Origin of the sequence: Streptomyces sp. NPDC051940 (genome assembly GCF_040680895.1) — a bacterium.
Classification (GTDB): domain Bacteria; phylum Actinomycetota; class Actinomycetes; order Streptomycetales; family Streptomycetaceae; genus Streptomyces.
On sequence record NZ_JBFAXR010000008.1, the window covers coordinates 48732 to 71972 of the forward strand.

Here is a 23241-nt window from a genome sequence, read left to right on the forward strand (position 1 = left end):
GCTGGCGGAACTCGGGGCCGGGGCGAGGCGGACTGGACCGCCGCGATCGTCGGCTGCTACTCCAGTCCCTTCCTGCCCGGCGCCCAGAGCGGTTTGGTGAGCACCGACCGCCGGTCCCAGCCCGATGGGCGGTCAGCTGCAGCCGCCGCCGGCGGTGCCGCAGCCACCGCCCGTGGCGGATGCGCCGATCTGCACCAGCTCGGGTGCGGGAGCGGTGCCGCAGCAACCGCCCGCGCTCTCCTCGGCCGCGATCTCTGCGGCGGCCGGGGTGCAGCAGCCGCCCGCCGCCTCGGCCTTGGTGGCGTCCGGCTCGTCGAAGAGCCCGGCGCCGCCGCACACCCCGGTCTCGGGCAGGGTGAGTTCGACGCGCTCGGCGGCCTCGCGGTCGCCGGCCAGGGCGGCGGCGATGGAGCGGACCTGCTCGTAGCCGGTCATGGCGAGGAAGGTCGGGGCGCGGCCGTAGGACTTCATGCCGGCGAGGTAGACGTCCTGCTCGGGGTGGGAGAGCTCGTTCACGCCGTGCGGGTAGACCGTGCCGCAGGAGTGGACGTTGGGGTCGATCAGCGGGGCCAGGGCGATCGGGGCCTGCAGCCGCTCGTCCAGGCCCAGGCGCAGCTCGTCCAGGAAGGACAGGTCGGGGCGGAAACCGGTCAGGACGATGACCTCGTCCACGGGTTCCAGGCGGCGGCCGTCCTCGCCGACCAGGACCAGCTGTTCGTCGGTCCGCTCGACGGCGGCGGTACGGAATCCCGTCACCGCGTCCGCGTACCCCTCGTCCACGGCTGCCTTGGCCCGCAGGCCCAGTGCGCCGCGGGCCGGCAGCTGGTCGGCGCTTCCGCCGCCGAACGTGGAGCCGCTGATGCCGCGGCGCAGCACCCAGGTGGTGTGTGTGCCCGGGACCTGCTTGGCCAGGTCGGCGAGGTAGGACAGGGCTGTGAAGGCGGAGGCGCCGGAGCCGACCACGGCGGTGCGCTTGCCGGCGTACCGGGCGCACACGGCCGGGTCGCTCAGGTCCGGAACCCGGTAGGAGATGCGGCCCGATGCCGCCTTCTCCCCCAGCGCCGCAAGCCCGTTGCCGCCCAACGGGCTCGGCGTGGACCAGGTGCCCGAGACGTCCATCACGGCACGGGCGAGGATCCGCTCCTCGCGGCCGTCCGGGTGCTCGATCTGCACGGTGAACGGCTGCTGCTCCCGCTCGGCGTCGACGATGCGGTCGCGCCCGGTACGGGAGACGCCGGTGACCCGGGCGTCGAAGCGCACGCGCCCGTCGCCGAGGGCGGCGGCGAGGGGCTCCAGGTAGAGCCCGGCCCAGTCCGCGCCGGTGGGGTAGGCGGCCCCGTCGGGGCGTGCCCAGCCGGTGGGGGCGAGGAGCTTCTCGGCGGCCGGGTCGATGACCTCGTCCCAGGTGGAGAAGAGCCGTACGTGCGGCCACTGCCGTACCGCGCTTCCGGCGGCAGGTCCGGCTTCGAGTACGAGCGGTTCGATGCCGCGCTCGACGAGGTGGGCGGCGGCGGCCAGACCGATCGGCCCGGCTCCGATCACGACGACGGGAAGGTGCTCGGACATGCGGTGATGCTCCTCGACTCGGCGCGCGGCAGTGTGCGGCGGAACGCGGCGGGCGACGGAGGTCGAGCAGGACCAGGGACCCTGTTTCGACTTCCGTCGATGTCTTGACGCTGGAAAGCATGACACCGACTTCGACGGTCGTCAACATAGACGTCCATCGAATTAGACGATCCGCCTCGCCGACCGACGAGGCGGATCAGGGCTTCGGCAACGCCGTAACGGTCGGGCCGGTATCGGCATGGCGACCCCGCTCCGCAAGATCCGTGAACGGGATCGGGCAGCAACTCATGCCGGCACACACGGTCAGGTCGTCGCAGCCGGCGTCCATCGCGGCCACCAGGGCGGCCCGGATGATGTTCAGATTCGCGATCTTCGCGTCGATCTCGGCGAGCTTCGCCTGCGCACGTTCCTGAAGGCCGGTGACAGGGCGGCCGTGTCGATGGCGGCCCGTCTCGAGCAGTTCGGCGACTTCATCGAGGGTGAAGCCGAGCCGCTGGGCGGCCTTGATCACTTTGAGGGTGGTGACCGCGCCATCCGTGTACATGCGGTGCCCGCCCGCGCTGCGCTCCGGCGCGGGCAGCAGGCCGCGGCGTTCGTAGTAGCGCAGCGTCTGGACGTTCACCCCGGCAGCCTCGGCGACTTCGCCGCTGCGCAGACCACTCGTCACGACCGGTCCTCGCCGGCGGTCAGGGCCCTGGCCCGATCGGCCAGTGCGCTCAGCACGGGCTCGTGCACCGGGTCCACAGCGATGTCCAGATCGATGACGTCGTCGGCTGTGGTCACGGTGAAGGTGAAGAACGAGCAGCAGCCGCTCTCCCGCTCGGCGAGATCGCTCACGCGCTCCATCACGCCGGCGCCGTCCTCCAGTGACAGTCGCAGCCGCAGTGCTTCCGGCCGCGACACCCTTCTCAGCCGCTCGGCGAACAGCGCATCCCACTCCGCCACCCGCAGGGGGCGCTCCGCGCTCGGCAGGGTGCAGGCTTCCGGCACCCACTCCAGCTCAGTCATCACGCTCGCTCCCGTCCTCGCCGTCCACGGGCCGTCCGCGCCCGGCTGTCTTCGACGGTAAACCTGTACCTGAGTACGGGATGCAAGCCGGCTGCCGGGCAGCAGTGTGCAGGGTTGCCCCGCGCAACGCTCGACGCATTCATCGACGCATGTCAAAATAGACGCATGTCGAACGTGAGCAGGTCACTGCCGGTGCTGGAGCTCGAGGACGTCACCCCCTGCTGCCCGCCGCTCAACGAGCGGCCGCTGACCGCGGAGGAAGCGGAGCGCACAGCGCGGATGTTCAAGGCCCTTGCGGACCCGGTCCGGCTGCGTCTGTTCTCCGCCGTGGCCTCGCACGAGGGCGGCGAGGCGTGCGTGTGCGACATCTCCGATGTCGGCGTCTCCCAGCCGACCGTCTCCCACCACCTGAAGAAGCTGAAGGAGGCCGGGCTGCTCACCTCCGAGCGCCGCGGTACGTGGGTGTTCTACCGCGTGGAGCCGGGCGTGCTGGCCGGCCTCGGCCAGGCACTCGTCCTCCCCCGGTCCTGACCTGGCCGAGCAGGCCCGCGACCTCCCGGGCCGCGTCGCATCGGCCGGCACCCGCAGCGGTCGCCGTCCGCGACCGCGACGCTCACACGGCGGCCTTGCGCGTACGCACGAAGACGACCGCCACCAGCCCCAGCCCTACGACGGCGCCGACCAGCTGCGCGGCGATGAAGCCGGGCACCGAGCCCGGGGCGATGCCCGCGAAGGTGTCGCTGAACGCACGGCCGACGGTCACTGCCGGGTTGGCGAAGGAGGTCGACGAGGTGAACCAGTAGGCGGCGCCGATGTACGAGGCCACCGCCACCGGCGCGAAGTGCAGCCGCGCGGTGCGCGCCAGCCCGAAGATCAGCATGATCAGGCCCGCCGTGGCGACCACCTCGGCCAGCAGCAGATGGCCGGCGTCGCGGTCCTTGGCCGACCACTCCACCAGCGGCAGGTCGAACATCGCGTCGGCCAGGATCGCGCCGCCGACGGCACCGGTGAACTGGGCGGCCAGATAGGCGGGCAGTTCCCGGGTGGTCACGCCCTCGCGGCCCGCGCGGCGCTGGGTCCACCATTCGGCGAGCGTCACCACGGGGTTGAAGTGCGCGCCGGAGACCGGGCCGAACAACGCGATCAGTACGCCGAGCCCGAAGACGGTCGCCAGGGCGTTGGCCAGGAGCTGCACACCGACGTCGTTCGACAGCTCGGTGGCCTGGATACCCGAGCCGACCACCACGGCCACCAGCGCGGCGGTGCCGATGAACTCCGCCGCCACGCGGGCGGACAGCGGGATGCGGGCCGGTCCGGCCGGCGGCTCCATGGCATCGTCCGCGACTGCGGACGAGGTGTCGGCGCTGCTCAACTGCTCTCCTGGAAGTGAGTAGGGGGCGGTACGGCTAGGGGCAGGCGCGCTTGCGGCCGCTCTCGTCCGTGGTCCGGGCGGCAGCAGCCAGCTCGGTGAACGACGCGGCCAGGGCCTCGAGTACGTCCGGCCTGAGCCGGTAGTAGGTGAAGCGGCCGCACGGTTCGGTGTCCACCACGCCCGCCTCGCGCAGCACCCGCAGATGGTTGGAGAGATTCGTCTGCCGCGCGCCCGTCTCCTCGACCAGATGCGTGGTGCACAGCGTCTCCCGGGCGAGCAGGGTCACGATCTGCATCCTGAGCGGGTCGCCCAGCACCCGCATCAGGTCAGTGTCGACTGACGTCATCATGCGCTGATACTGTCACATCAGTGACCGCTGACACCACCGGCCGCTGATTCGGGCCTGCCCGATTCCCGCCGTAAGACAAGAGAGGCCGCTGATGACCGCAGAGAAGCCTTCCGTGCTCTTCGTCTGTGTCCACAACGCCGGCCGCTCGCAGATGGCCGCCGCCTGGCTGAGCCACCTGGCCGGGGACCGGGTGGAGGTCCGCTCGGCCGGTTCCGCCCCGGCCGACCAGGTCAACCCGGCCGCCGTGGCGGCCATGGCTGAGGTCGGTATCGACATCACCGCCGAGCAGCCCAAGCTCCTGACGGTGGACGCGGTCAGGGAGTCGGACGTGTGCATCACCATGGGCTGCGGCGACGCCTGCCCGGTCTTCCCCGGCAAGCGCTACCTCGACTGGAAGCTCGACGACCCGGCAGGACAGGGCGTGGCGGCGGTCCGCCCCATCCGCGACGAGATCAAGACCCTGGTCGAGGCGCTCATCACCGAGATCGTCCCGGAGAGGACGGCATAACCTCGCTCAGCATGCGGATGGCGCCGACTCCCGCCCCATGATCGAACGGACGGCGGCCGGAAAGCACTCCAGACAGGCCTCGTTGACCTTGTACCGGGTGGAGGTGCCCTGCCGCTCGGGGAGGATGAACCGGACCTCGGCGAGGATCTTCAGGTGGTGCGAGACCGTCGACTGCGCGATGGGCAGCAGCTCGACCAGCTCCCCGACCGACATGGACCGCCGCTCGGACGCGATCAGGTTGAGCAGGCGTACGCGCATCGGGTCGGACAACGCTCGAAACCAGCCGGCATAGGTGACGGCGTCGTCGTGGCTCAGCGGCTGAACGCCGCGCTGACTCGTATTCATCGACAATCGACGATAATAGATGAATGCGGGAAGGGGAAGCCCTTATTTGACTGACGTCTATGTTGACGGATGTCAATGCCACTGCCAGCCTGATTCCACGACCGTCAATACGAGGAGCGTGTGATGAGCGAGCAGGCCGAACTACGGGAGCAGGTCCGAGCCGGATACGCCGCGGCGGCGCTGAAGGTCACCCAGGGCGGCACGGCCTGTTGCGGGCCGGGAGAGGTCGAGGTCGACGAGAGCTTCGGCGCCGGGCTCTACGCCACCGAGGAGACGGGCTCCCTCCCCGCGGAGGCGCTCGCGGCCTCGCTCGGCTGCGGCAACCCCCTTGCGGTTGCCGACCTCCGGGAGGGCGAGCGCGTACTGGACCTCGGATCCGGCGGCGGCATCGACGTACTGCTGTCGGCCCGCCGGGTCGGCCCCGCCGGCCGGGCGTACGGCCTGGACATGACCGAGGAGATGCTCGCCCTCGCCCGAGCCAACGCGAACAGGGCCGCAGCCACCAACGTCGACTTCCTCAAGGGCGCGATCGAGGACATCCCGCTGCCCGCCGACAGCATCGACGTCGTGATCTCCAACTGCGTCATCAACCTGTCGGTGGACAAGCCCGCCGTCTTCGCCGAGATGTTCCGCGTCCTCACCCCCGGCGGCCGCATCGGCATCTCGGACGTCGTCGCCGACGACACGCTCACCTCGGTCCAGCGCGCCGAGCGCGGGGGTTACGTCGGCTGCATCGCGGGCGCCCTGTCCTTCGCCGAGTACCGCGAAGGGCTGGCGACTGCGGGCTTCACCCGGATCGAGGTCACCCCGACCCACCAGGTCACCGACGGCATGCACTCGGCCATCGTGCGGGCGGCCAAGCCCACCACCGTCCCCCTCACCCTTGAGCCGGTAGCCGCGGTGCAGGCCGGCTCCTGCTGCGGGGTGACCGCCTGCTGCACCCCGGCGGAGACCGCCGCCGATCCCGGCGAGGGCACGGCTTCGCCGGCCTCAACCGGCAGGACGCTAGAGCCAGATAAAAACGGGGTGTGAATCCATTGTCCGGCGAAGCGCGGTGTCGAGTGGCCAGGGAAACTCGAGGTCATGGCCGAAACGGCAGTCCACGGCGGCCGTCGAGTCCCACCGCAGTTGTGTGGCGTCGACTCGGTCGATGAGCTGGTCAAACGACGCGTGGGGTGTTGCCAGATAGTAGAGAGGGTGTCGTCGTGGGCACGCGGACGTTTGTCCGGCGGAGCGGATCAGCGGTTCGGGGTAGGGCTTTCGTTGCGGCTGAGGCGACCCCTGCAACCTGGCCGCGTACAGCAGGCCACGGGGTGTGATCACCACGCGTTCCGAGGTGATCCGCACGTCCTCGGAATTTTCGGCCCGACCCCAGTCCACGGCGGCGCGCTCGGCCAGCTCCAGACGCCGTTGACCGTCGTCGGTGAGTAGCTTTTCGACCTCTGCCCGACGCATCTGCGGCGAGGACCCGAACTCCGGTCCGAAGTGTCGCCAAAGGAGCTCGTCGAGGAATCCTGGCGTGCTCTCGCTCATCATCCGCTCCCCTCAGTCCCACCATTGACTGTACGCTCGCATCGGTATCGACCGCCCCTACTGGCTCGGGCGCCCCGTCGCACCCCGACAGTCGAATTCCCCGGCGGCACTCGAATCGAGCAATTCAGCCGTTGGAAACTGTTTGAAGTTTCGTGGACGCATTCTCTTGCGCTTGGCGATTTGGTCGGTTCTGTCGCTCAGCTCACCCGCGCCGTGCGGGCGCGGCAGCCCGAGCGTCCACCTCGGCGAACGCCTGGTCCAAAGCGACGAGCAGGTCCGCGGTTGTCGTGAACAGCGCCTTCGCCCGTGGATCCGCCAACAGCACCACATCCTCGTTCAGCTGCATCGCCAACTCCCGCAGTCGGGCACGAGCCCGCAGAGAAGGGGACGCACCGCAGCCGTCCCTAGCGGATGCCGTGGCGCGGTCACCGGCAACCGTGATTCGAAGGTCCTCATCATTCATTTCGGTTTACTTTCACGTGGAACTATTCGTCGCGTTCGAAGTCGGCTTCCCATACCTCCTTGTCGACCGCCCGCTGGGCGGCGAAGTAGAGGTCGTGGACGAACTGTCGGGCCTGCTCCGGCGAGAGAGCGGGCGCTTCACCGAGCAGCCGTTCGGTCCAGGTGGCAATGTTCTCGTCATCGTGCATGTCTCCAGCACATCCCCTTTGCGCCGGTGCTGCCACCGGAGCCGTCCGCGCGGCGGCGGCAGCGCGCTCAGGGCGTGCCGCAGCCTCTCCGTACGACCTCCGCGAGCGGGACCCAGCGGATCTGCTCCGAGCCGAGTGGCGTGCCCGAACCAGCCGACTTAGCCTGCACAAGGGGTCGCCGCGCCCATGCCCGTATGGTGAGAGAGTTGAGAGCCTTGAGCACCGACGAAGCCGCGCAGAAGGCCCTGGAGCCGCGAGTGGGGCCCACCCCGCAAGGTCCTCCGGAGTTCCATCCCTACCATCACCCCGCCGCCGGCTGGGGCGCGGCCAAGAGCGTGTCCCGCGTGCTGGTGCGCGAGGGCGAGCTGGTCGATGGTCCGCGGGCCATCATGCGGATGAACCACGAGAACACCGGTTTCGACTGTCCCGGCTGCGCCTGGCCCGACGACACCAAGGGCCTGCGCCTGGACATCTGCGAGAACGGCATCAAGCACGTCACGTGGGAGATGACCCGCAAGCGCGTCGGCCGCGAGTTCTTCGCCGCCCACTCGGTGACCGAGCTGTTCCAGTGGAGCGACTACGACCTGGAGGACCAGGGCCGGCTGACCGAACCGATGGTCTACGACCCGGAGTCGGACCACTACGTCCCGATCAGCTGGAAGGACGCGTTCGAACTCGTCGGCCGCACCCTGCGCGAGCTGGACGACCCGAACCAGGCGTCGTTCTACACCTCCGGCCGACTGGGTAACGAGGCCACGTTCCTCTACCAGCTGCTGGCCCGCGAACTGGGCACCAACAACCTGCCCGACTGCTCCAACATGTGCCACGAGGCCAGCGGCCGCGCCCTGCAGGCGTCACTCGGCACCGGAAAGGGCACCGCCGATCTCAAGGACTGGGAGACCGCGGACGCGCTGTTCATCATGGGCGTCAACGCGGCCTCCAACGCGCCCCGGATGCTCACCGCCCTGGCCGAGGCGGACAAGCGCGGCGCCCAGATCGTGCACATCAACCCACTCGTCGAGGCGGCCGCCACCCGCACCATCGTGCCGCACGACTTCCTCGACATGGCCCTGTTCAAGACGACGCGCACCAGCACCCTGAACCTGCAGCCCCGCATCGGCGGCGACATGGCCCTGCTGCGCGGCATGGCGAAGGCCGTACTGGAGCAGTCCGCGACCGATCCCAAGGCCCTGGACAGCGAGTTCATCGACCGCCACACCGCCGGCTTCGAGGACTACCGCGCGCTGTGCGAGGCAACGTCGTGGGAGGAGCTGGAGACCCAGTCCGGGCTGTCGCGCGCCGACATCCTCAAGGCGGCTCAGGTCTACAGCGAGGCGGACCGCAGCATCATCAGCTGGTGCCTGGGCGTCTCCCAGCACGAGCACGGCGTCGACACCGTCCGCGAGATCGTCAACCTCCTCCTGCTGCGCGGCAATCTGGGCCGCGAGGGAGCGGGACCCTCCCCCGTACGCGGGCACAGCAACGTCCAGGGCAACCGCACCTGCGGCATCGACCACCGCCCGGCCACGGAGTTCCTGGACCGCCTCGGCGAGGTGTGCGGATTCGAGCCACCGCGCCAGCACGGCCTGGACACGGTCGCCACCATCCAGGCGATGCAGCGCGGCGAGGTGAAGGTGTTCGTCGGCATGGGCGGCAACTTCGCCCTCGCGGCGCCCGACAGCCCCGTCACGTACGCGGCGCTGCGCGCCTGCGAGCTGACCGTGCAGGTGAGCACCAAGCTGAACCGCAGCCACCTCGTGCACGGCCGGCAGGCCCTCATCCTGCCGTGCCTCGGCCGAACCGAGAAGGACCATCAGCGCAAGGGGATCCAGAGCACCAGCGTCGAGGACTCCATGAGCATGGTCCACCTCTCCGTCGGCATGAAGCGGCCCGCGTCGTCACACCTGCTGTCCGAGCCGGCGATCGTGGCCGGCATGGCCCGGGCCGCGCTGCCTGACAGCGAGACGCCCTGGGCGTGGTACGTCGAGGACTACGACCGGATCCGCGACACCATGGCTCAGGTCCTGGACGGCTTCGAGGACTTCAACCGCCGGGTCCGGCTGCCGCTGGGCTTCCGTATCAAGCAGCCCGCCCGCGAGCTGGTCTTCCTCACCCCCTCCGGACGCGCGGAGTTCTCCACGGCCCCGCTGCCCGACGTCGTACCCGCCCCCGGCACCCTGGCGCTGGGCACGATGCGCTCGCACGACCAGTGGAACACCACCATCTACTCCGACAACGACCGCTACCGCGGCATCAAGAACCTGCGCACCCTCGTGTTCATGAACCGGGCCGACATGCGCGACCGCGGCATCGAGGAGTTCGACCCCGTCGACATCACCAGCACCGCCAAAGACGGCACCCAGCGCTTCCTCAACGGCTACCTCGCCATCCCCTACGACATCCCCCGCGGCTGCGCGGCCGGCTACATGCCCGAGATGAACGTCCTGATCGCGCTCTGCGACTACAGCACCCAGAGCGACCAGCCGCTCATGAAACACCTCAAGGTCACGATCAGCCCCGCCGCAGCCTGAGCCAAGGGCACAGCGTCCGTACGTATCACCGCCATCGTGCGACCCGCTCCAGGAGCAGGTAGGCGCGCTGCTCGGCGGCGGCCAGCTCGGTGGGATCGATCTCCGCCGGCCACAGCTCCCCCGCCGCGGCGTCGTCGGCCTCGCGCAGTTCCACCACGGCTGCCGCCAGGCGTGCCTGCACCGCCGGGAGCGCCCGCGTCACGCGGTGGTCCAGCGCCTGCTCCGCGTACGCGGACGCCTCCGCGCAGGCGGCCAGCGCGCGCTCCACCCGTACCGCCGCACGGTCATGGACCACCAGCAGCGCGCAGCCCAGCGCGATGACGATGCCGAGGATGCTGCTCAGCGTGCGGTCCTGGATGAGCGCTTCGGCGGAGGAGGGATCGGCCAGGTCGGTCAGCAGCAGGGCCAGCGGGGTCAGGAAGACGACGCCGAGCGCGTAGTTGCGGGCCACGACGTACTCCAGCAGGAACTCCAGCAGAATGATCACGAGGACGAGCGCGACCGGTTCCGGGTGCACGGCGAGCACGCCGATGGCGAGGACCAGCCCGGCGATCGTGCCCAGCGTGCGCTGGACGGCCCGTTGCGCCGCCGTGCGGACGTTGATCGAGTGCAGTACGGCGGCGGCGGAGATCGCCGCCCAGTATCCGTGGCCGAGGCCCAGCGCGAGAGCCGCGCCGCCGGCCAGCCCGGTGCCCAGGACCATCCGCAGGGCGGGAACGAGCAGCGCCGCCACACGCTCGCGCCCGTCGTGACGCCGGCCCGTCACCAGTTCCGCGGCACGTGCTTCGGCGGCGCGCAGCGTGGCCGGATCGGCGCGCGCCGGATCCGGGCCCGCCACGGGCAGCATCCCGAGCTGGGCGATCAGCGCCGGGAGCGACAGCACGGGCAGCACGCCGGGGTCCCGGAGGCGACGGCTCGCCAGCAGGCGCGCCTGGCCGCGCAGCTGCAGCACCAGGCCGGCGGGGTCGTCCAGCCGCCGGCGGGCGGAGCCGATCAGCAGCGACCAGCACAGGTCGGTCAACCGGGCGCACGTACCGCCCCGATCGCCCCATTCGGCGGCGGTCGGAGGCATGAGACCCAGCGTGCGATAGGCCTGCAGCACCGCGGCGGTAGCCCGATGCCTGGGCAGCGCGACCAGTTCCTGCGTACCTGTCGCTTCCAGCAGGTCGGCGACCTCGCGCAGAGCCGCTGCGACGGCGAGTCGCTGGGGGCGGTCCGGATGTACGAACCAGCCCGCCACGGCCAGCGCCCAGGCCACGATCGCACCCAGTGCGGCCAGGGCGGTCTGGGAAGGGATGTCGGCCGGTGCGGGCGCGCCGTTGGCCGCCACGGCGAAGGAGAAGAGCAGCAGCACGGCGCCGAGCCCGCTCAGGCGTGCCGCGTCGCAGGCGAGCTTCGCGATCCCGGCCACCACGGCCGTGGCCGCGACGACGACGAGGTCCGCTCCCACGCCCCGTGGGTGGGCCCACGCCGCGAGAGCTGAACCGCAGCACACGAGCGCGGTCATGGCCGCGGCTACCAGGGCGAGTACGCGGGCACGGCGCCCGTAGGGCAGGTTGCGGCCGAACGTGGTGGTGAACGAGCCGAGCATGGTGTAGACGGCCTCATCGGCCCGTCCGGTCAATGCAAGCGGCAGCGCCGGCAGCGCCATCGCCGCCGCGGCCCGCAGCGCAAAGGACAGGGAACCGTCGACGCTCTGCAGCGCGAGCGCGCCGCGCGGGGACAGCGCACGCCTCACACCGGCTGCTGAACGCCGCCAACTACTCTCGGTCACCGAAGAGAGCAGAGGGCGCAAACGGGACATACCCGGTGTATACCATCCGCTCCCATCGCCGGACGGGTTATGGATCATCACGCCCGCGGTGAGGGGGCGCCCCGGGAGTTGCCCTGCTACGGGGCGCCGGCCGTGGCGCCCACCGCTGTACGCGCCGCGGCCACGAAGGCCGCGATCGCCGGGTGCCCGCCGCCGCCCGCGCGGAAAGCGACCTTCGAGCGGCGGAAGAGGGGCAGCCGGGTCAGGACCACTCCCTCGGGCGCGTGCGCGGTGGCCATCTCCGGTACGAATCCGGCACCTTGTCCGATCGCGGCCAGGGCCAGGAGCGTACGGAAGTCGTTGACCTGGTGGCGGATGCGCGGCTGGAAACCGGCCGCCTGGCAGGCGCGTACGGCCATCGCGTGACCCGTCGTACCGTCCCGGGCCGTGATCCACGGGGACGCGGCCCACGGGCCGAGCAGCTCGGCCAGCGTGCCGCCGCGGGCGGCAGGGGCGCTGTCGCTGGCGCCGCCCGTGGCCAGGTACACCGGCTCCTCGAGCAGGGGCACCTGGTCGACCGTGGTGTCCGGTGACGCGGGGACGAAGTCGTAGTCGTGGACGAGGGCCACGTCGAGTTCGCCGGCGCGCAGGCCGTCGGAGACCCGCGTCGAGTCGATCTCCCGCACCATCGGTTCCAGCGCGGGATGCCGACGGGCCAGTTCGGCCAGCGTGCCGGGCACGATCGCGGGACCGCCCGAGGGGAACGTCCCGACCCGCAGCGGCCCGCCGATGCCCTCGCGCGCCCCGGCCAGCTCGGAGACCGCCAGTTCGAGACGTTCCAGCACGGCATCGGCGTGGGCGACGAGGGCGCGGCCGGCAGGCGTGAGCACGACCCGTCTGCCGCTTCGCTCCAGCAGGGGTACGCCCGCCTCACGCTCGAGCACGCTCAACTGCTGGGAGACCGCCGAGGCGGTGAAGGTCAGCGCCTCGGCCACGGCCGCGATGGTGCCGCGTCGTTCCAGTTCGCGCAGCAGATGAAGGCGTCGGACATCGAGCATAAGGTGAGCTTACGCATACGCGAAGAAACCTGAACTGGATCTACTGGGTTCGTCTCGGTCAGGCTGGGCGCATGAACCCCGAAGCCAACCTCACTGGCCTGTTCGTCCCTCTGGTGACTCCGTTCACCGACGACCTGCGCCTCGCCCCGGACGCGCTCGCCGCCCTCGCCGACGAGGCCCTCTCCGGTGGCGCCGCCGGACTCGTCGCCCTGGGCACCACCGCCGAGGCGGCCACCCTGACCAGCGAGGAGAAGCGGGCCGTGGTCCGCATCTGCTCGGCCGCCTGCCAGGCCCACGGAGCCCCGCTGATCGTCGGCGTCGGCACCAACGACACTGCCGCCGCCATCGGGTCACTGCGCGAGCTCGCGGCGCGCGGCGACGTCGCCGCGGCACTGGTTCCCGCGCCGCCGTACACCCGGCCCGGTGAGGCGGGAACGCTGGCGCACTTCACGGCCCTCGCCGAACATGGCGGCCTCCCGCTGGTCGTCTACGACATCCCGTACCGCACAGGTCAGCCCCTCACCACCGGCACCCTGCACGCGCTCGGGCAGCTACCGGAGGTCGTCGGGGTCAAGTACGCGACCGGGGCGATCGACGCGGCCGCGATGGAACTGGTCGGCTCGCCGCCACCGGGCTTCTCGGTACTCGGCGGCGACGACGCCGTCATCTCGCCGCTGCTCGCGGCAGGCGCCCACGGTGCCATCCTGGCGTCGGCCAATGTCCGCACCGCCGACTTCGCCGAGCTGATCTCGCTGTGGCGGCGCGACGCGGCCGGACCGGCACGCAGGCTGGGAGCCGAGCTGGCGCGGCTCTCCGCCGCGCTCTTCGCAGAGCCGAACCCGACCGTGATCAAGGGGGTGCTGCACGCCCAGGGCCGCATCCCGAGCCCGGCCGTCCGGCTGCCCCTGCTGGCCGCCTCCCCCGATTCGGTCCGCCGCGCGGCAGACCTGGCCGCCGAACGCTCTCAGGTGACCAGTGTCCGTGGATTGGCTCTGGCCTCGGACGCGGCGCGGCCGTCATGATCCCTGTCCATGCAAGCAGTTGTCTTCGACATGGACGGGACGCTGGTGGACAGCGTCCCCATGGTGGCCCGGGCCTACGCCGACACGATCCGCTCACTCGGCGGCCCGCCGGTGTCACCGGACGAGGTCGTCGCCGGCTGGCACGTCGGCCATACGGAGCTCGTCCTGGCACACTTCCTCGGCCGTCCTTGCGGTGGCGCCGAGGTCGAGCGTTTCCACACCCATCTGGACCCGGCCCTCTCCGGGCTGCGGCCGTTTCCCGGTATCGCGGACCTGCTGGACGCGCTCGTCGCCGCTGACGTGCGGCTCGGCGTCTTCACAGCCGCCACGCGGCGGGCGGCCACAGCCATGCTGGCCGCCGCCGGGCTCGCGGCGCGCTTCGACGTGGTCGTGGCCGGTGACGAGGTCGACCGGCCCAAGCCGGCGCCGGACGGGCTGCTGCTGGCGGCACGGCGGCTCGACGTCGAGGTCACGGCCACGGTCTACCTGGGCGACGCCGAAGTCGATCTCGGCTGCGCCGATGCCGCCGGCGCAGTGGGCGTGCACGCCGGGTGGGGTGCACGCGCCGGGGTCCGGACCGGCGGGCATCCGGTTGCGGGGGAACCGCGCGAGGTGGCCGACTGGCTGGCCCGCGCCGCGGGCAGCGGGGTGTGAGCGTGCCGGTCAGCGCGTGACAGCGCCCGCCCCGCTCTGAACGCCCTGCCAGCGGGGGTCGGCATCCCACATCCTGTTGCGCTCGCGAGAGATCTCCATCGCCATCGCGGCCTCCGGCGCGGACGCGTACGGCCCCAGACGGTCCGCCGCTCGGCACCCGGGGCCCTTCTCCACCACCTGGTGCCTGAGGCAGTAGAACCACTCGACCGCCTCAACCGCCTCGACCGCCTCGCTCGCGGACTCGCGCTGGAAGGTTTTCGCTTCCCTTCGGTCCTCTTCGGTGCGTGCCTGGAGTTCGTCCTCGTCGGGTCGCCGTGGCAGGCCCCGGCCATGGCCGGTGTCCGGGTCTCCTTCGACCGCGCGATTGGATTTGTGGTGGTGTGCCATCTCGGTCCTCCTTGTGCGCCGCAGCCGGCCGCCCCCGGATCTCGCCCTCATGGCTCGCACCTGTCCCCCAGTTCACGGTACGCCGCAGCCGACGGGGCAGCGACCGGTCATGAATACCCATATACGGTATAAGGGATTTCATAGCGCTACACTTGATGAAACGTGGTCGTCCCTGCACTCACAACAGGCAAGGGCGGCGGTGGTGCGTATGGGACGAGAGCCTGATCAGCAGCCGCTCGGCGAGCCGACGGGGCATCCGCTGGATGCCCCGTTCAGGGAGGTCGTGCAGCACACCGGGGCGTCCATCGTGCTCCTGTACCAACTCGACACCCCCGCAGGGAAATTGCGTCTGGTGATGGCCTCGGGGACGTCCCGCGAGATGGCCGCCCCCTGGGCCCGCGTCTCCGAGGACAGGTCCGGACCGGTCACCGATGCGATCCGCGACCGGCACCTGGTGTGGGTGGGCGAGCAGGAGGAGCTGGCCCGGCGTTATCCGCGACTGGGCATCGTGCTGCCGTACGCGTTCCGGCTTGCCGCCGCTCCGGTCACCGACACCAGCGGGGTCCGCGGCGCCGCCGTACTGCTGTGGCCGACCGTTCACCCGCCGCATCTCACCACCCGCGAACGGGTCGCGATCCGTGTCTTCTGCCAGCGGGCCGGAGCCGTCCTGCGACGCACGGCCGGCAGCGCGGGCGAGGTCCCCACGGCGGACGATCCGCGGTTCCTGCCTGCGATACGCCCACGGGAGCCCGATCCGCTGCAGGCCCGAGCCGCGCACGAATTCGCCGACCGCCTGCCCATGGGCTGCTGTTCACTGGACATGGACGGTCGTATCACGTACATCAATCCCAGCGGCGCCGAACTGGTCGGCGCCGACGTCGACTCGCTCCAGTCGCAGCGGCCGTGGGAGGCGCTGCCGTGGCTGCGCGACCCGATGTTCGAGGAGAGCTACCGGGCGGCGGTGGTCTCGCGCAGACCCACGTCCTTCACCGCGCTGCGCCCCCCGGACACCCGGCTGCGCTTCCAGCTCTTCCCGGACAGCAGCGGCATCAGCGTCCAGTTCGCACCGGTCGCGAACGGCACGGCCACCGCACCCGGCTACCGGGCCCAGGCCGACCCCGTCGGCGCGATACCGCTGCATCACCTGACGCATGTGGCCTCGGCTCTCGCCGAAGGCGTCGGCGTGCACGACGTGGCCGAACGGATCGCCGACCAACTCGTGCCGGGGCTGGGCCCGCAGGGGCTGGTCCTCCTGACCGTGGCGGACGGCAGGCTCCTGGTGGTGAGCCACCGCGGTGACCACGCCGACTTCATCAAGCAGACGCACGGGGTGACCCTGACCTCCGACGTCCCGGTCGTGCGGACACTGGCCAGCGGCGAACCGGGCTTCTACTCCAGCCCCGTTGCGTACCGGCGCGCCCATCCCGACGCGGACGACTTCTCCGCCGAGGAGGGGGCGCGGGTGCTCCTGCCCCTGATCGCCTCGGGAGGCCCCATCGGCTCGCTCGTTCTCTCCTACTCCCAGTCGCGCGCCTTCCCCCCGACCGAACGCGCCATGCTGACCTCACTGGCCGGCCTCATCGCCCAGACGCTGGCCCGCGCACGCCTGTACGACGCCCAGTACACCCTCACCCACAGCCTGCAGGCCGGACTGCTGCCACGCTCCCTGCCGACCTTCAACGGCCTGGAGACCGCCGCCTGTTACCGGCCCGCCAGCCACGGCATCGACATCGGAGGCGACTTCTACGACCTCATCGCGGCCAGCACCCCCTCCGCGGCGCTGGCCGTCATCGGCGACGTGGAGGGCCACAACGCCCAAGCCGCGACACTCATGGGCCAAGTACGCACCGCCGTCCACGCCTACGCCGCGGTGAGCGCCTCACCCGGCGCCGTGCTCGCCCGGACGAACCGGCTCCTGCTCGACCTCGACCCCGGCCTCCTGGCCAGCTGTCTTATCGCGCAGGTCGACACCGATCAGCAGTGGGCACGCATAGCCACCGCCGGTCACCCACGTCCCGTCCTGCGCGATCCCGACGGCCATACGAAGATCCTCGACCTCACCCCGGGCCCACTGCTGGGAGTGGCCGCCAACCCCGGCTACCCCAGCACCGAGATCCAGTTGCCACCCGGCGCCGTCCTCCTCCTCTACACCGACGGTCTCGTCGAGGCGCCCGGCACGAGCATCGACGACGCCGTCCGCGACCTCGCCGACCGACTGGCGCAGATGAGCGGAAGCCTCCAGCACACAGCGGACTCCCTCGCCGAACAGGCCTACCGCCGCACCTCACACGCGGACGACATCGCCCTGCTGCTCATTCGTCTGACCGACGACTGACAGCCACCACGTGAAGATCGCGATCGTGCCCGTCGGCGGCGCCAGAGACGAGAAACGCCGTGTGCGAAATAGAACGAGGCAACGAGGGCGTTGCGACGACGGCTGCCTGTCAGGAGCCTTCGTTCGGCAATGGTCCCGGGTGGGATCGCCGCATCACGGAGCAAGGAGGCTCGCTGATGGTCGATGTGAGTATGGAGTCCGCGGATCAGACCGAGCAACGGCTACGCCGTGTGATCGCCAGGGCCGACCTCGTCGTGCACGACGGCGTCTGGTGCTTTGAAGAGTTTCCGGCCGACCACCCGCCGGCGCTCACCGCCGAGACGCTGGCAGTCGTTCGGGACCAGGAGAGTTGGAGCCGCCTCGTCCCGCTCATCCAGGAGAGCGACGGCGTCGAACGCTTCGGAATCTTCTCCTTCCACTTCGCCGATCACGAGGACAACAGCGGTTTCGTCGGCTGGCTGGCCACCCACCTCAAGGTCGAGCTGGGAACCGGCGTCTTCGTTCTCTGCGGCAGCAACCGCGCCCGCGGAGGCATCTACGACTACTGGGGCTGTCCCATCGACTTGCTGGATCAGGCCGTCGCGGTCGTCAGGACTCTGCGAGACAGCTGATCCGCATTCAGGCGGGTCAGTGCGGTCTGACCTCCCAGCCCGGCCACCGAAGGTCGTCGTTGTAGACCACGATGTCGGCGCGGTCGGCCGGGCGGGCGTCGGCGAAGTAGAGCTGCTGGGAAGGGATGTAGCGGGCGCGCCACGAGCGTTCGATCTCGGCGGTGTCGGCGGTGGAGCCCCTCTGCGCCGCGTCTCGGCTCCGGGCGCGGTCCACCGTCTGCTCGAGCGGGACGGACACGAAGATGCGCAGGTCCCAGCGGTCGACGAGTTCGGGGCGCAGGAGGAAGACTCCGTCGAAGAGGAGTACGGCGCCTTCGGGCGCGGTCATCGCCGGCTGTGCGTGTGCGGTGTCGGTGTCCTTGTCGTAGACCGCGTGCTGGAACCTCCGGTCTCCGCCCGGGCCCAGCGGATCGAGCAGGACCCGGCACAGCGCGGCGCGGTCGTGGGCGTCGAAGTAGCAGCCTTCGGCCGAGTACTGGCCGCGTCGGTAGCGCTGTTCACGCGGGAAGAGGAAGTCGTCGACGGTCGCGCGGATCACCTCGCGGTCCTGCGCGCGCAGCACGGCGGCGAGTTCGTCGGCCAGTGTGGTCTTGCCGGATGCGGGCGGCCCGTCGATGGCGACCCGCAGGGGGTGCGCGGTCCTGACGGACTCCGTCGCCTCGGCCAGCCGGCCGATGAGCTCGCTGCGGGTGCCTCGGTCCATGGCCGCCTCTCTCGCCGTATCCGTGCGTGGTGCGTCAGGCTACGGCGAGACGCTCCCCTTCGACGAGGGCGGCCGGACGGGCACGGAAGACAGGCGCTGCGACCTTACGGAACCCAGCGACCGTCAGGCTTCCGGCGGGCTTGCGACTGACGGTTCTTACCGGTCTGGGGTTCCTGCGATTTCCTCGGAACTGTCTGCGGGACGTGCCCGTGGAAATACAGTTCCTTTCCCTGCCCCCGCGCCCCCAGACCGTGGTGCCCCCTCTGCTGCGAATTCTTGCTCATGGCGCGACCCCTCGTGCCCTCACGGCCGATCCGTACGTGCGGAGAGCCTTGATTGCATCTATCGTGGATCTCACGATACGCCGCAACCGGCAACGTGGCGACCGCCGGCAAATCCCCTGCTCACATACGCGGCGGGGGTTCCGCATCCTGGCGCACGCCGCGGAGCCAGTGCAAGGGGTGACACCGTGCACGCTTCTGATCTGACTCCCGAAGTCCGGGCCGAACTGAGCCGGCCCCGGCCGTATCCCGCCATTACGTTGGTCATGCCCACCTATCTGGACTTCCCCTTCAGCGAGAAGAACCGGATCCTCCTGCGTGACCTGGTGACCGAGGCCAAGCGACGGCTGGCGGATGATCCCGAGGTGGAGCGGGAGCCAAGGCTGCAGCTGCGGGACCACCTGCTGGATGCCGCGAAGATCGAGAGCGCGGGCGAGTCGATTCACCCCGACGACGCCATGGTGGCCTACGTGGCCCCCAACGAGCCGATCCAGGTATGGCAGATGACGTCCCTCGCGCCCGTCGAACCGCGTGTGGAGTTCGCGACCGAGTTCCTGACGCGGTATCTGGTGGCCGCCGAGCAGCGGGCCCGGCCCTATCTGGTTCTCGTCCTCGATCAGGAGATGTGCCGCCTGTACCGCGGTTCGGTGCGACGGCTCGTACAAGTGGAGGAACACGGGTTCCCTGCCGCGCCGCAGATCCCGTCGCCCGAGGACGCGATTCCGGGCGCGATTCCCCATTCGGCACCGTACGAGGGACACAAGGAGAAGGTCGAGCAATATCTCAGGGTCGTCGACAAACGACTGGGAGAAGCCGTCAAGGAGTACGACCGGCTTCCGCTGTTCGTCATCGGCGGCGTGAAGATTCTCGCGACCTTCAAGAGCCTCACGGCCTATGGGGACCGTATCGCCGGAACGCTGCCCCTGACCGGAATGGACCAGGACTCCACGAAGGAACTGGCCGAGCGGCTCCAGCCGACCCTCTCCGACTACCACGCACAGCAGGTCATGGACGCCATGTCGGCTCTGGACGAGGCGCGCGGACACGGCAAGTACGTGGGCGGTGCGCCGGAGGTGTGGACCGCGGTCACCGACAAACGTGTACGCCGGCTCGTGGTCGAGGAGGGGCTGACCATCGCAGGCCGGATCAACGGGGACGGCCGGCAGCTGGAGGTCGTCCAGGTACCGGAGCCCGTGACCCTGCCGGAGCCGAAGCCCTATGTCGAGCCGCCGGCGCACGAGGTGGGCGTCGCCACGGACATCGTCGAACGGCTCGTCGACACCGCGATCGCAGCCGACGCCGACGTGCTGTTCGTACCCGAGGGGACGCTCCTGGACGCTCAGGGCGTGGCAGCACTGCTTCGGTACTGAAACATGGAGCAGATCCCCCCGATGTCAGGAGGCGCTGTGGCACTGGACGCCGCGCGGCAGGAAGCATTCTCGGAGCTCATGGTCGACATCCTCAACAAGGGAGGGCTGGCGCTCCTGATCAGCGTCGGCCACCAGACCGGCCTGTTCGACACCATGAGTACGCTTCCGCCCTCCACCAGCGACGACATCGCCAAGGCAGCCGGTCTCGACGAACGGTACGTACGTGAGTGGCTCGGCGGTATGACCGTCGGCGGTCTCGTGGAGTACGAGCCGGACGGCGCCACGTACACGCTGCCCCCCGAGCACGCGGCCTCGCTCACCACCGCCGCCGGCCCCGACAACCTCGCCGGGATGATGCCCTACGTGGCCCTGATGGGCGAGGTCGAGCAGCAGGTCGTCGGGTCCTTCCGCAGCGGTGGCGGCGTGCCGTACTCGGCCTATCCGCGCTTCCAGGCGCTCCAGTCGCAGGAGACGGCACGCGTCTACGACGCCGCCCTCGTCGACACGATCGTCCCGCTCGTCCCGGGGCTCGCCGAGCGGCTGCGCGACGGCATCGACGCGCTCGACGTGGGCACCGGTCAGGGGCATGCCCCGCTCGTGCTGGCCCGGGCGTTCCCGAACAGCCGCTTCGAGGGGCTCGACCAGTCGGAGGAGGGCATCGCCGCCGCACGCGAAGAGGCGGAACGGTCGGGCGTCGACAACGTCCACTACACCGTCGGCGACTCGGCGGAGGTGACCGGCCGGTACGACCTCATCACCGCCTTCGACGTCATCCACGACCTGGCCCGCCCGCAGGAGACCCTGAACGCCGTCGCCGCCTCCCTCAAGGAGGACGGCACCTTCCTGATGTGCGACATCGCCGCCTCGAGCAGACTCGAGGAGAACGTCGACCACCCCTTCGGCCCCGCCCTCTTCACGTTCTCGGTCTTCTACTGCATGACCACCTCGCTGAGCACGGGCGGCGCCGGCCTCGGCACGGTCTGGGGCCGGCAGACCGCGCGCCGCATGCTCGAGGAGGCCGGCTTCACCGACATCACGGTCCGGTCCATCGAGGGAGACCCGATCAACGTCTACTACGTGGCCCGGACGAACCCGGCCTGACGAGGAGCGGCGCCGGCACCTGTGCGGGATCCGGGTGAGGGCGGTTCTGCACGTCATTCGACCATGACGTCGCTCATGCCTCCGTCCGTGCGCCACTTCCTGAGCACCTCGTAGAACGCCGCCGGACCCTCCCCGTACGACATGCTCGGCATGGGCATGCCTTCGCCGTTGTAGAAGCCGGGAGTGCATCCGGACAGGAACTTCGACAGGTCGGCGGCCTTCTGCCAGATCGTGGCCACCCAGGCGCCCTCGGCCTCGGCCGTCGGCTCCACGCACCGGGCCCCGCGCCGCTGCGCCTCGGCGATCACCGCGGCGACGTGCGTCGCCTGCTCGTCGAGGTTGTGGACGAAGTTGACGTAGATGGCGTTCTGCAGCGGACCGAGATTGAAGAGGTTGGGAAAGCCCCGGCTGCAGAACCCGTGCAGCGTCTTCGGGCCGGTCTGCCAGGACTCCAGCAGGCCGACGCCGTCCGTGCCGTACGCGGGGAGGGTTCCGGACAGCAGACCGGAGACGCCGACCTCGAAGCCGGTCCCGAAGATGACGCAGTCGACCTCGTACTCGACACCTCCGACCACCACGGCGTGCTCGGTGAGGCGCTCCACGCCCTTGTGGTCGGCCGTGTCCACCAGGGTGACGTTGGGCCGGTTGAACGTGTGCAGATACGTGTCGCTGAACGTGGGGCGCTTGCACATGTAGCGGTACCAGGGCTTGAGCGCCTCGGCCGTCGCTCCGTCCTCGACGACGGCGTCCACCCGGGCCCGCAGTTCGTTCATCTTCCGGAAGTCCGCCATCTCCTCGGCGCGTTCCTGCTCCTCGGGCGGCAGGTCGGAGGACGTGCTGCCCGGGAGGAGCTGCTGGTGCAGGCGGGCGCTGCCGGTCCAGGCGTCGGCGACCAGGTCCTCGTCGACGCGGCCGCCGGTGACGAGGGCGAGGAAGTTGTCCCTGCGGCGCCGGTGCCAGCCGGGTGTCAGCGACTCGGCCCACTGCGGGCTCGTGGGGCGCTGCCCGCGTACGTCCACCGAGGACGGGGTGCGCTGGAACACGTACAAGTGCTCCGCGTCCTGCGCGAGATGGGGTGCGACCTGGATGCCGCTCGCGCCCGTGCCGATGAGGGCCACGCGCTTGCCGGCGAGCTTGTGCAGGCCGCCGTTCGGGTCACCGCCGGTGTAGTCGTAGTCCCAGCGACTCGTGTGGAACACGCGTCCCTTGAAGGTCTCGATCCCCTCGATCGCGGGCAGTTTGGGCTGGCTGAGCACCCCGGTCGCCGCCACGACGTAACGCGCCCGCATCCGGTCGCCGCGGTCGGTGGCCACGACCCACTCGGACGCGGACTCGTCCCAGCGCAGTTCGCTCACCTGGGTCTGGAAGCAGGCGTCGCGGTAGAGGTCGTAGTGCTTCGCGATCGCCTGGGCGTGCTGGCGGATCTCCTCGCCCGGCGCGTACTTCCACTTGGGCAGGTAGCCGAGCTCCTCGAGCAGGGGCAGGTAGATGTACGACTCGATGTCGCACTGGATGCCCGGATACCGGTTCCAGTACCAGGTGCCGCCGAAGTCGCCGCCCTTCTCGATGATCCGGATCTCCCGCAGGCCCGCCTGACGCAGCCGGGCGCCGGCCAGCAGGCCGCCGAACCCGCCGCCGATGACCACCACCTCGACGCGGTCCGTCAGGGGCTCCCGCGTGAACTCGGGCTCGGCATGGGGGTCTTTGTCGAGCGGCTCGGACTCGCCAGCGATACGCCGGTACTGAGCGTTGCCGTCGGGGCGGATCCGCCGGTCGCGTTCCGTCCGGTACCGCTCGCGCAGGGCGCCGGGGTCGAAGTCCAGGTCGTGTGGCTCGGGATGCGTCGGGCCGGAATGGAGGGTGGACACGTATGTCCTCCTTCGCTGTGGTGTCGTTCGGGGCGATTGCTCTCCGGCCGCCGTTGCCGTACCGGGGAAACGGGTGGCAGCGGCCGCTGATGGGGGGTACTGGCCACGACGCGACGCGGTCCGACCGCGCGGCGGAGCCTCAGAGCGACGGCTGCCTCCGCAGTGAGAAGTCCGTGCGCCGACCATGACCGGCTGCCGCCGGCCGGTGAATCCCGGCAGCTCCCGCCGGTTCTACG

At 70.4% G+C, this 23241-nt stretch carries 23 protein-coding genes and 1 pseudogene; 10 read left to right on the forward strand and 14 right to left on the reverse strand.

The genetic code is table 11. From position 1 onward, the window contains the following. Positions 1-132: 132 nt before the first annotated feature. The 3 genes from AB0M28_RS05780 to AB0M28_RS05790 all read right to left on the reverse strand — a co-directional run bounded on the left by AB0M28_RS05780 (position 133) and on the right by AB0M28_RS05790 (position 2574). Positions 133-1566: an NAD(P)-binding domain-containing protein gene (locus tag AB0M28_RS05780; protein WP_365398304.1), complete on the reverse strand. Its 1434-nt coding sequence runs from the start codon at positions 1564-1566 to the stop codon at positions 133-135. Positions 1567-1762: 196 nt separating this feature from the next. After that, positions 1763-2233: a MerR family transcriptional regulator gene (locus tag AB0M28_RS05785; protein ID WP_365398307.1), complete on the reverse strand. Its 471-nt coding sequence runs from the start codon at positions 2231-2233 to the stop codon at positions 1763-1765. Beyond that, the gene (locus tag AB0M28_RS05790; RefSeq protein ID WP_365398310.1) at positions 2230-2574 is read right to left on the reverse strand and encodes a hypothetical protein; all 345 of its coding nucleotides are present in this window, start codon (positions 2572-2574) and stop codon (positions 2230-2232) included. Before AB0M28_RS05790 ends, AB0M28_RS05785 begins: the two co-directional genes overlap by 4 nt. Before the next feature lie 165 nt (positions 2575-2739). Between AB0M28_RS05790 and AB0M28_RS05795 the strand changes: the two genes are divergently transcribed. Continuing rightward, positions 2740-3105, forward strand: a complete 366-nt coding sequence (locus AB0M28_RS05795) for a metalloregulator ArsR/SmtB family transcription factor (RefSeq protein ID WP_365398313.1) — start codon at positions 2740-2742, stop codon at positions 3103-3105. An 82-nt stretch (positions 3106-3187) separates the two neighbouring features. Here AB0M28_RS05795 and AB0M28_RS05800 read toward each other — a convergent pair whose 3' ends face one another. Further along, positions 3188-3904, reverse strand: a complete 717-nt coding sequence (locus AB0M28_RS05800; RefSeq protein WP_365398511.1) for an aquaporin — start codon at positions 3902-3904, stop codon at positions 3188-3190. A gap of 76 nt (positions 3905-3980) precedes the next feature. Next, positions 3981-4295, reverse strand: coding sequence for a metalloregulator ArsR/SmtB family transcription factor (locus AB0M28_RS05805; protein ID WP_365398316.1), 315 nt, complete (start codon positions 4293-4295; stop codon positions 3981-3983). A 91-nt stretch (positions 4296-4386) separates the two neighbouring features. On the opposite strand from AB0M28_RS05805, the gene AB0M28_RS05810 reads away from it, so the two are divergent. After that, on the forward strand, positions 4387-4803 hold the full coding sequence (locus AB0M28_RS05810; RefSeq protein WP_365398319.1) for an arsenate reductase ArsC: 417 nt from the start codon (positions 4387-4389) through the stop codon (positions 4801-4803). 6 nt (positions 4804-4809) lie between these two features. Here AB0M28_RS05810 and AB0M28_RS05815 read toward each other — a convergent pair whose 3' ends face one another. Then, on the reverse strand, positions 4810-5148 hold the full coding sequence (locus tag AB0M28_RS05815) for a metalloregulator ArsR/SmtB family transcription factor (protein ID WP_365398321.1): 339 nt from the start codon (positions 5146-5148) through the stop codon (positions 4810-4812). Between the two features lie 123 nt (positions 5149-5271). On the opposite strand from AB0M28_RS05815, the gene arsM reads away from it, so the two are divergent. Then, positions 5272-6180 (forward strand): arsenite methyltransferase, encoded by a 909-nt coding sequence (gene arsM, locus AB0M28_RS05820; RefSeq protein ID WP_365398324.1) that lies wholly within the window; start codon positions 5272-5274, stop codon positions 6178-6180. On the opposite strand, the gene AB0M28_RS05825 is transcribed toward arsM, so the two are convergent. From AB0M28_RS05825 to AB0M28_RS05835, 3 genes are all read right to left on the reverse strand, one after another. Next, positions 6154-6681 (reverse strand): hypothetical protein, encoded by a 528-nt coding sequence (locus AB0M28_RS05825; RefSeq protein WP_365398327.1) that lies wholly within the window; start codon positions 6679-6681, stop codon positions 6154-6156. The two genes, arsM and AB0M28_RS05825, sit on opposite strands and share 27 nt — an antisense overlap. 202 nt (positions 6682-6883) lie before the next feature. Further along, complete coding sequence (locus AB0M28_RS05830) at positions 6884-7027, reverse strand: hypothetical protein (RefSeq protein WP_365398330.1); 144 nt, start codon at positions 7025-7027, stop codon at positions 6884-6886. A 139-nt stretch (positions 7028-7166) separates the two neighbouring features. Further along, the gene (locus AB0M28_RS05835; RefSeq protein ID WP_365398333.1) at positions 7167-7331 is read right to left on the reverse strand and encodes a hypothetical protein; all 165 of its coding nucleotides are present in this window, start codon (positions 7329-7331) and stop codon (positions 7167-7169) included. A gap of 194 nt (positions 7332-7525) precedes the next feature. Between AB0M28_RS05835 and AB0M28_RS05840 the strand changes: the two genes are divergently transcribed. Next, complete coding sequence (locus AB0M28_RS05840) at positions 7526-9862, forward strand: FdhF/YdeP family oxidoreductase (RefSeq protein ID WP_365398336.1); 2337 nt, start codon at positions 7526-7528, stop codon at positions 9860-9862. A gap of 25 nt (positions 9863-9887) precedes the next feature. Here AB0M28_RS05840 and AB0M28_RS05845 read toward each other — a convergent pair whose 3' ends face one another. Together AB0M28_RS05845 and AB0M28_RS05850 are read right to left on the reverse strand one after the other, a co-directional pair. After that, the gene (locus tag AB0M28_RS05845) at positions 9888-11666 is read right to left on the reverse strand and encodes an FUSC family protein (protein ID WP_365398338.1); all 1779 of its coding nucleotides are present in this window, start codon (positions 11664-11666) and stop codon (positions 9888-9890) included. An 86-nt stretch (positions 11667-11752) separates the two neighbouring features. Then, positions 11753-12673: a LysR family transcriptional regulator gene (locus AB0M28_RS05850; RefSeq protein ID WP_365398341.1), complete on the reverse strand. Its 921-nt coding sequence runs from the start codon at positions 12671-12673 to the stop codon at positions 11753-11755. A gap of 71 nt (positions 12674-12744) precedes the next feature. Between AB0M28_RS05850 and AB0M28_RS05855 the strand changes: the two genes are divergently transcribed. Beyond that, positions 12745-13695, forward strand: coding sequence for a 4-hydroxy-tetrahydrodipicolinate synthase (locus AB0M28_RS05855; RefSeq protein WP_365398344.1), 951 nt, complete (start codon positions 12745-12747; stop codon positions 13693-13695). 9 nt (positions 13696-13704) lie between these two features. Beyond that, positions 13705-14349: an HAD family hydrolase gene (locus tag AB0M28_RS05860; protein ID WP_365398345.1), complete on the forward strand. Its 645-nt coding sequence runs from the start codon at positions 13705-13707 to the stop codon at positions 14347-14349. 9 nt (positions 14350-14358) lie between these two features. Here AB0M28_RS05860 and AB0M28_RS05865 read toward each other — a convergent pair. Beyond that, positions 14359-14553 (reverse strand): annotated as a pseudogene (locus tag AB0M28_RS05865) (hypothetical protein); the annotation flags it as partial. Positions 14554-14944: 391 nt separating this feature from the next. Here AB0M28_RS05865 and AB0M28_RS05870 point away from each other — a divergent pair. Beyond that, complete coding sequence (locus tag AB0M28_RS05870; RefSeq protein WP_365398348.1) at positions 14945-17071, forward strand: SpoIIE family protein phosphatase; 2127 nt, start codon at positions 14945-14947, stop codon at positions 17069-17071. Positions 17072-17247: 176 nt separating this feature from the next. Further along, positions 17248-17682 carry a DUF6196 family protein gene (locus tag AB0M28_RS05875; RefSeq protein WP_365398351.1) on the forward strand — a complete coding sequence of 145 codons (435 nt, stop codon included), beginning with the start codon at positions 17248-17250 and terminating at the stop codon, positions 17680-17682. A gap of 16 nt (positions 17683-17698) precedes the next feature. Here AB0M28_RS05875 and AB0M28_RS05880 read toward each other — a convergent pair whose 3' ends face one another. Continuing rightward, entirely contained in the window at positions 17699-18385 is a 687-nt protein-coding gene (locus AB0M28_RS05880; RefSeq protein ID WP_365398354.1) for a cytidylate kinase family protein, read from the reverse strand. A 469-nt stretch (positions 18386-18854) separates the two neighbouring features. Between AB0M28_RS05880 and AB0M28_RS05885 the strand changes: the two genes are divergently transcribed. Both AB0M28_RS05885 and AB0M28_RS05890 read left to right on the forward strand, forming a co-directional pair. Continuing rightward, positions 18855-20036, forward strand: a complete 1182-nt coding sequence (locus AB0M28_RS05885) for a hypothetical protein (RefSeq protein ID WP_365398357.1) — start codon at positions 18855-18857, stop codon at positions 20034-20036. Positions 20037-20057: 21 nt separating this feature from the next. After that, positions 20058-21137, forward strand: a complete 1080-nt coding sequence (locus tag AB0M28_RS05890; RefSeq protein ID WP_365398359.1) for a methyltransferase domain-containing protein — start codon at positions 20058-20060, stop codon at positions 21135-21137. Positions 21138-21190: 53 nt separating this feature from the next. Here the strand turns inward: AB0M28_RS05890 and AB0M28_RS05895 are convergent, their stop codons facing one another. Continuing rightward, positions 21191-23005, reverse strand: coding sequence for an NAD(P)/FAD-dependent oxidoreductase (locus AB0M28_RS05895; protein WP_365398362.1), 1815 nt, complete (start codon positions 23003-23005; stop codon positions 21191-21193). Positions 23006-23241: the final 236 nt, after the last annotated feature.